Source organism: Achromobacter sp. UBA5777, from assembly GCF_002418565.1.
Lineage (GTDB): Bacteria > Pseudomonadota > Gammaproteobacteria > Burkholderiales > Burkholderiaceae_B > Achromobacter > Achromobacter animicus.
On the sequence record NZ_DIEJ01000087.1, the window covers coordinates 1 to 8,261 of the forward strand.

General features: G+C 66.0%; 7 protein-coding genes and 1 tRNA gene. 4 read left to right on the forward strand and 4 right to left on the reverse strand.

The genetic code is table 11. From position 1 onward, the window contains the following. The first annotated feature begins 83 nt into the window (after positions 1 to 83). From B3446_RS06155 to B3446_RS06170, 4 genes are all read left to right on the forward strand, one after another. A complete protein-coding gene (locus B3446_RS06155) occupies positions 84 to 1,091 on the forward strand; it encodes an ABC transporter ATP-binding protein (protein WP_291378458.1) in 1,008 nt (335 codons plus the stop codon). A gap of 53 nt (positions 1,092 to 1,144) precedes the next feature. After that, entirely contained in the window at positions 1,145 to 2,641 is a 1,497-nt protein-coding gene (locus B3446_RS06160; RefSeq protein ID WP_291378460.1) for an N-acyl-D-amino-acid deacylase family protein, read from the forward strand. Then, entirely contained in the window at positions 2,638 to 3,564 is a 927-nt protein-coding gene (locus tag B3446_RS06165; protein ID WP_191576858.1) for an N-carbamoyl-D-amino-acid hydrolase, read from the forward strand. Before B3446_RS06160 ends, B3446_RS06165 begins: the two co-directional genes overlap by 4 nt. A gap of 86 nt (positions 3,565 to 3,650) precedes the next feature. Then, positions 3,651 to 4,280, forward strand: a complete 630-nt coding sequence (locus B3446_RS06170) for a helix-turn-helix domain-containing protein (RefSeq protein WP_191576859.1) — start codon at positions 3,651 to 3,653, stop codon at positions 4,278 to 4,280. Between the two features lie 13 nt (positions 4,281 to 4,293). On the opposite strand, the gene B3446_RS06175 is transcribed toward B3446_RS06170, so the two are convergent. The 4 genes from B3446_RS06175 to B3446_RS06190 form a co-directional block, all read right to left on the reverse strand. Beyond that, positions 4,294 to 5,040 (reverse strand): YrbL family protein, encoded by a 747-nt coding sequence (locus B3446_RS06175; protein ID WP_291378463.1) that lies wholly within the window; start codon positions 5,038 to 5,040, stop codon positions 4,294 to 4,296. 434 nt (positions 5,041 to 5,474) lie between these two features. Continuing rightward, positions 5,475 to 5,559, reverse strand: a tRNA-Leu gene (locus tag B3446_RS06180). 126 nt (positions 5,560 to 5,685) lie between these two features. Next, positions 5,686 to 7,074 carry a 2-oxoadipate dioxygenase/decarboxylase HglS gene (hglS, locus tag B3446_RS06185; RefSeq protein ID WP_291378465.1) on the reverse strand — a complete coding sequence of 463 codons (1,389 nt, stop codon included), beginning with the start codon at positions 7,072 to 7,074 and terminating at the stop codon, positions 5,686 to 5,688. Between the two features lie 81 nt (positions 7,075 to 7,155). After that, the gene (locus B3446_RS06190) at positions 7,156 to 8,097 is read right to left on the reverse strand and encodes a LysR substrate-binding domain-containing protein (protein ID WP_291378467.1); all 942 of its coding nucleotides are present in this window, start codon (positions 8,095 to 8,097) and stop codon (positions 7,156 to 7,158) included. Positions 8,098 to 8,261 lie beyond the last annotated feature (164 nt).

Consider the following 8,261-nt stretch of genomic DNA (forward strand, 5'->3'; position numbering starts at 1 on the left):
GCCCGCCACCGCGTCTGGTGCTGGGCGCGCCAGGACGCCCCCGCGCCCGCCGCCCTGACCGCCTGAGACGCATGAGACCCGCCATGAACCTGCACGACATTCCCCTCGCGTCTTCCGCGCCCGCGGCCACCGCGGTGCCCATGCTGGAAGTCATCGGCTTGAAGAAGCACTTTCCCGTCGACAGCGGGCGGGGCGCCAAGGTGCTGCGCGCGGTCGACGGCATCTCGCTGTCGGTGCCCCGTGGCCAGACGCTCAGCCTGGTCGGCGAGTCCGGCTGCNNCGGCTGCGGCAAGTCCACGACAGGCAAGTGCCTGATCCGCCTGACCGATCCCACTGAAGGGCGCATCCTGCTGGAAGGCGAAGACCTCGCCAAGATGAACAGCAGCCAGTTGCGCGCCATGCGCCGGCGCATGCAGTTCATTTTCCAGGATCCGTTTTCGTCGATGAACCCGCGCATGCGCGTGCGCGACATCATCGGCGAGCCGCTGCGCAACTTCGGCCACGGGCCCGAAGCCATCCGCGAGCGCGTGGCGCAGCTGCTGGCGCGCGTCAGTCTGCGGCCCGACGCGGCCGACAAGTATCCGCACGAATTTTCGGGCGGCCAGCGCCAGCGCATCGTGATCGCGCGCGCCTTGGCGCTGGACCCGGGCCTCATCGTCTGTGACGAGCCGGTGTCGGCGCTGGACGTGTCGGTGCAGGCGCAGGTCATCAACCTGCTGATGGACCTGCAGCGCGACCTGGGCCTGACCTATGTGTTCATCTCGCACGACCTGAGCGTCGTGCGCCACATCAGCCACCGCGTGGCCGTGATGTACCTGGGCAAGATCGTCGAGATCGGCACGCGCGATGCGATCTTCGACCGCCCGGCGCATCCGTACACGCGCGCGCTGCTGGCCGCCGTGCCGTCCGCGCGCCAGGGAGAGCGCAACCCCGTCGAGATCCTGAAGGGGGAAATCCCCAGCCCGCTCTCGCCCCCGTCCGGCTGCGCGTTCCGCACCCGTTGTCCGATGGCGCAGCCGCGCTGCGCCGAAGAAACGCCCCAGCCTCGCCAGGTCGCCAACGAACAGCAGGTCGCCTGCCACTTTGCCTGATCGCCGCATTGCCTGATCCCACATTGCCTGATCCCATTCAGCCGGAGAACCGCATGTCCCAGCCCGACGCCACCCCGTTTGACTACATCCTCGCCGGCGGCACCGTCATCGACGGCACCAACGCCCCCGGCCAGCGCGCCGACGTGGGCGTGCGCGGCGACCGCATCGCCGCCGTGGGCGATCTGTCCGGCAGCGCTGCGCAACGCCGCATCGACGTGACGGGCAAGGTCGTGGCGCCCGGCTTTATCGACTCGCACACGCACGACGACAACTACCTGCTCAAGCGCCGCGACATGACGCCCAAGATCTCGCAGGGCGTCACCACGGTCGTCACGGGCAACTGCGGCATCAGCCTGGCGCCGCTGGCCCACGCTCACGCCAGCCCGCCCGCGCCACTGGACCTGCTGGATGAAGGCGGCTCGTACCGCTTTGAACGTTTCTCCGATTACCTGGACGCGCTGCGTGCCACGCCCGCCGCCGTCAACGCCGCCTGCATGGTCGGCCACTCCACGCTGCGCGCGGCCGTCATGCCCGACCTGCAGCGCGCCGCCACGCCGGATGAAGTGCAGGCCATGCAGACGCTGGCCGACGACGCCCTGGCCAGCGGCGCCATCGGCATCTCGACCGGCACGTTCTACCCACCGGCCGCCCAGGCCACCACCGAGGAAATCATCGAGGTCTGCCGCCCGCTCAACACGCACGGCGGCATCTACGCCACCCACATGCGCGACGAGGGCGAACACATCGTGGCGGCGCTGGAAGAAACCTTCCGCATCGGCCGCGAACTGGACGTGCCGGTCGTGATCTCGCACCACAAGGTCATGGGCCAGCCCAACTTCGGCCGCTCCGCCGAGACCCTGCCGCTGATCGAGGCCGCGATGGCAAAGCAGGACGTCTCGCTGGACGCCTACCCCTACGTGGCCGGCTCCACGATGCTCAAGCAAGACCGCGTGCTGCTGGCCGGCCGCACCATCATCACGTGGTGCAAGCCGTTTCCCGAACTCAGCGGCCGCGACCTGGACGAGGTCGCCGCCGAACGCGGCAAGTCCAAATTCGACGTGGTGCCCGAGCTGCAACCGGCCGGCGCCATCTATTTCATGATGGACGAGCCCGACGTGCAGCGGATTCTGAAGTTCGGCCCCACCATGATCGGCTCGGACGGCTTGCCCCACGACGAACGCCCGCATCCGCGCCTGTGGGGCACATTCCCGCGTGTGCTGGGCCATTATTCCCGCGACCTGGGCCTCTTCCCGCTGGAAACCGCAGTCTGGAAAATGACCGGCCTTACCGCCGCCAAGTTCGGGCTGGCCGAACGCGGGCAGGTGCAGCCAGGCTACTTTGCCGACCTCGTGGTCTTCGATCCGGCCACGGTGGCCGACGCCGCCACGTTTGAACGCCCCACCGAACGCGCTGCGGGCATTCACTCGGTCTACGTGAACGGCGCGCCCGTATGGGAGGAGCATGCCTTCACCGGTCAGCACGCCGGCCGCGTCCTGGCGCGGAGCGCCGTTGGGATCGCCGCTCCAGGCAACGCCGGGAGCGCCGCATGACCGCCCGCAAGCTCCACCTTGCCGTCGCCCAGCTTGGCCCCGTCCAGCGCAGCGACACCCGGGTCCAGGTCGTTCGCCGGCTGATCGACCTGCTGGAAGACGCCCACAGCCGCGGCGCGGCCTGGGTGACGTTTCCGGAGCTGGCGCTGACCACGTTCTTTCCGCGCTGGTCCATCGACGATCCGTCCGAGGTGCAGGCGTTCTTCGAAACCGAAATGCCGGGCCCCCTGACCCGCCCCCTGTTCGACGCGGCGCGCGACAAGGGCATCGGCTTCTATCTGGGCTACGCCGAGCTGGCGGACGGCGTGCAATACAACACCAGCATCCTGGTCGGTCGCGACGGCCAGATCGTGGGCAAGTACCGCAAAATTCATATCCCCGGCGACGCGCAGGCCGTCGACGGCGCGTCCTTGCAGCATCTTGAGAAGAAGTATTTCGCGGTCGGCGACCTGGGGTTTCCCGTCTGGCAGACCCCGGACGCCGCCATCGGCATGTGCATCTGCAACGACCGGCGCTGGCCCGAGACGTTCCGCGTCATGGGACTGCAAGGCGTGGAGGTCGTCATGGCCGGGTACAACACCCCCTCCGGCTACGTGCAATGGAACGAGCCGATCCACCTGCGCATGCACCACCACCTGCTGTCGCTGCAGGCCGGCGCCTACCAGAACGCCTGCTGGGTGGCCGCCGCGGCCAAGGCCGGCGTCGAGGAAGGCAACCCCATGATCGGCGGATCCTGCATCGTCGCGCCCACGGGCGAAATCATGGTGCGCACGTTCTCCGAGGACGACGAGGTCATCAACTTCGTCTGCGACCTGTCGGTGTCGGATCACTACCGCGCCAACATCTTCAATTTCGCCGCCCACCGCCGGCCTGAGCACTACCGGATGATCGTCGAACGCACCGGCGCCCAGCCTCCCGCCTGACCCGGCCCACCCCGTACAATCCGGCTACACGCGGCGGGGCTTGCGGGCCCTGCCCCTGCCCTCAACCCTATAAGCCAGACCGCTACATGGCCCCAACCGGCAACACATCCCCGCCCGAAATCGTGGGCAAGGAAGAAATGGGCGCCCGCCTGCGCGCCGAGCGCAAGGCCAGGAAGATGACCTTGCAGGCACTGTCCAAGGCCAGCGGCATCGCGGTGTCGACACTATCGAAGGCCGAACTCGGCCAGATCGCCCTCAGTTACGAAAAATTCGCCGCGCTGGCCCGCGCGCTGGATATCGACATGACGCGCATGTTCATGCTGCGCGACGCCGCACAGGCCGCGGTCGCCCCCACCTTCGTCAAGAACCGGCTCAGCGACGCCCGCGACTACATCACCGAGAACTATCACTACCGCCTGCTGATGGGCGAATACCCCGGCAAGAAGATGCTGCCGATGGTCGCCATGATCGATTCGCGCAAGGTCGTGGAGTTTGAAGACTACATCCGCCACCCGGGCCAGGAGTTCGTCGTGGTCCTGTCGGGCAAGGTCCGCATCCAGTTCGAAAACGGCGACAGCGTCGTGCTGAACCGGCTGGAATCGGCGTACTTCGACAGCAGCATCGGCCACGTGTATCTGTCGCTGAGCAGAAAGCCGGCCGAAGTGCTGGCCGTGTGCAGCGACATGGAGGATGTGCCGGAGCGGTTGAAGGGCTGAGCGTTGAGAACGCCTAGTGCCGGCGTTCGCTAGCGGCCAGGAGCTTCTTGGTCATCGTGTCGTAACGGCGCAGAATGCGCCGGCCGTTCAGCGACTTGCTCCATGAATACACGGGAATGAGCTGCTTGGAGCCGTATCCGTCCACCAGATAAAGGCCTTCGCGCCCTTCGGCATTGAAACCCACGACGATGTTGCTGGCGCTGACATCGTTGAACACCACGTGCGCGTCGATCAGCGCCATGATGAATTCGTGCACGCGATAGCGCAGTTCCGGCGAAAACCCTTGCCGCGCCACGACTTCCTTCAGCGTGGGCGCCAGGTTGCCATGCGCATCGACGATGCGCTCGACCACCTGGCCCAAGCCCTTCGAGGTCAACACCAGGCCGAAGATGCGCGCCATCAGCACATTGCCGCCCCGCGCACCCTGCTGGGCCGTGGTGGCGATGTACTCGACGGCTTCCATGATGAACACGCGATGCGAAGCATCACGCCGGAAACGCTTGTACCAGGGACGTTTGCGGTCGGCTTGGCTGCGGCGCACGCCATTGACGATCTTGATCAACAGCGAGCTGTCGGCCGGATGCAGATACACGTCCCGCTCGCTGCCCGCCGCGGCGATGGTCAGCGGCTTCAAATCCAGGACCTCGAACGGACTGGCCGATTCCGATGGGGCGAGCGCCCGCCGCGGAATGACTTGCAGGCCCTTCCAGGGTGTCGTCTTCGGGTGGGCGGTCTTTTGCCGGACCGACACGTTCAGCACGGACGCGGCCTCGGCAAATGCCGGAAAGCCCCGGCATGAGGATGCGGTCGGTCATGCCGATGTCGGCTCGGGGATTCGAAGGTGCAGGAAAGCATTGAAGAATTTGGCGCAATCTCGTGGCGCGAGCGACAGATTGCAATGTTGGCTTGATAGTTGGCTTGCGACATGTTAGTCGCGAGGCGGCGACGGCACAAGCGCAGCGGCGATTTGCACCCGGATGGGGTTTCCCCTGAGATGGCGCGGTTCCCGGGGGATCCGCGCCCCTGCGGTCCTTTGTTCCGCTATCTGGAAATCTGTTTTCCAGCGGATCCGGGCGAATAGCCACAGATTGGCTTGCGGACCGACCACCGAAGGGACCATCCACCGAAGGGACCCACAAACAAAAAACCCGCATCCTCCAAAAGAAAAATGCGGGTTCATTGCGAGGAATTTCTTGGTGCCGACGGCGAGACTCGAACTCGCACAGCTTTCGCCACTACCCCCTCAAGATAGCGTGTCTACCAATTTCACCACGTCGGCTTGACCAACCCAACAAGGCGAACCCTGCTGGAAAGTCGAGCATTCTATCACGGAATTTTGAAAGCGGGAAAGCCGCCCCGCTTTATCGGTAAGGCGGCGGGTTGGGCCCGCTCAGCCCGCACAAATTCAGGCCGCCACCGCCTCCACGCCCAGCGCCTGCAAGCACGCCGCGAGCGATCGCGCCTGTGTGGCGTCGTACAGCGCCAGTTCGTCCATCACCGGCGCGCCCAGCGCCGCTTCGAACGCGGCCTGACTGGCGTTTTGCGCGTACTCGGCTTGCGCCTTGTCGCCCAGGTTCGACTGAAAGATGCCGGCTGCGCTGACCGGCAGGAAGTCTTCGTACACCAGCGGTTCAAACTGGATGTAGCCCGCATCGATCAGGGCGGACAGATCCGAGGTTTCCGGCGTGCCCGGCTTGCCGGTCAGGAAGTAGCGGAAATACGCCAGCCCCTGGTCTTGCAGCGTCGCGTAATCGTCCGGAAAAGCCGCAAAGCAATCCTGCAGGTTCTGCATGTAGGCCGCCGCATTGCCCTCGTTGGGCGCGCCGCTGATGCGGCTGCGGGCCAGGTCCAGCAGCTGGTCGTACAGCGCGCGGCCCTTGCGGGTCAGCGCCACGCCGCGTTGCTCGATCTCGCCGAAGCGGGCGGTGTGGCTGCCCACCGCACTGACGCCGTCCGCGCCAACGAACCGCACCGGTTCCTCGAGCGCCTTGAAGCTGGTCTGGCGCAGCAGGATCGGGCACTTTCGCGGCGGCGGGCCTTCGATGACGGCCTTGGCCGACACGCCGCGGCGCGGCATCTCGGCCTGCGCTTCGTCGATGTCCAGCGTGCGCGGGGTCAGGTGGTTGATGTGCGGCCCCTTGAACGCCACCACGTCGGCGATCAGGCGATGCTGGCCATGCAGTTCGCGGTAGTCGTCCAGGCTGACCGTGGACTCGCTGTGCCAGCGGAACGTGTGCAGCGCCTCGGCCACGAATTCCCGGGCGTCGGCCTCGTTCAGGCCGCCTTGCGCCTCACAGCTGGCGGTCAGCGCCAGAACGCGGTCCGTGAAAATCTGGCGGGCGGCCAGGATGCGGGCGGCCTTTTCCCGCAGGGCCACGTCGTCGATCAGCTCCAGGCGCAGCAGCGAGGTGAAGACGCGGAACGGGCTGGCCTGCAGGGCCGCTTCATGCGTGGCGCGAAAAGCCGTCGAATGCACCGGCACGCCGGCGGGCGACAGGTCGTAGTAGCCGACGGGCAGCATGCCCATCACGGCGAACACACGGCGCATGTTGGCCAGTTCTTCCGGCGTACCCACGCGGATGGCGCCATGGCGTTCGATGTCCAGCCGTTCGATCTCGCCGGTACGCGCCAGATGCGCGGCCAGTTCCGGCTGCTCGTCCATCGTCCGGGCGTTCACCTGCGCCACGAGGTCCAGCAGCGTGTCGTACAGCGGGACTTCCTGCTTGTACATGTCGGACATGGCGCGCGAAAACCAGGCGCGGATCTGATCGGGATTGACGTAGTTCTGACTCATGACGGGCTCGGCACATCTGTGGAAAAGGATGGCCCGCATGTAATCACGCCGCCCCGCGCCGATCAAATGAAAAAATTCGGCTTAATCAGTCCGTTTTTTCATGGACCGGGCGCGCGGCGCGCCACGGCCGTCCGGCTGGCGGGCTTCGTCCCGTACCCACGCCACGAATTGCTTGATCTTCGGCACCTCGGCCGAGTGCTCGGAATACGCCACGAAGTACGCGCCGTCGCTGGGCTGCACGTATTCCCAGGGAATGACCAGCTTGCCGGCCTGCAGTTCTTCTTCGGCAAGCAAGCGCGGCGTGAGGGCGATGCCGCAACCGCCCTCGGCCGCCCGCACGCACATGTAGAAGGTGTCAAAGCGCGGCCCGAGATAGCTGCGGTCGGACTGGAATTGCTGATGGGAAAAGTAATCGTGCCAGGCCTCCGGGCGGGAGGCGCACTGAATCAGCGTCTGCCGGCTCAGGTCGGCAAGACTGGCCAGCTTGCCACCGTGCAGGATGGCGGGAGAGCACACCGGCACGACGTCAGCCTCGAAGAGTTCCACACACTGCGCGCCGGGCAGCGCGCCATGACCGAAGAAAAGCGATATGTCGATCTTGGCCTGCATCAGATCGAACGGATGGGTTTCGCTGCGCACCTTCAACTGGATTTCCGGATGCGCAGCCATGAAGCGCTGCAGCCGGGGGATCAGCCAGCGCGAACCGAAAGTGGGCTGGGTGCCGATGGTGAGCACCTGAGTTTCGCTGCCATAGGTCAGGATGTCGCGCGATGCCACGTCGATCTGATTCAGGATTGCTCTGACCTCGGACTGGTACAGCGCGCCTGCGGGCGTCAGTTGCAGCCGGCGGCGCACGCGCAGGAACAGCGGGTTGCGCAGCAGGGCCTCCAGTTGCGCGATCTGCTTGCTGATCGCGCTCTGCGTCATGTGCAGCTCCTCGGCCGCGCGCGTGAAGCTCATGTGCCGCGCCACCGCCTCGAAACACTGCAGCGCCATCATCGACGGCATCAATCGCTTTTCCATGGCTTTTCCAGGCAGATCGCTTCAATGCGGCAAGCATAAAAAAAGCCGGCTTACGCCGGCCTTTTTGCTGCTGCGCCTTACTTTGCCGGGGCGGCAGGTGCACCCGCCGGCTTTTCGCCAGCCGGGGCGGCCGGGGCAGCCGGAGCCGCCGGCACGGAGGCGTC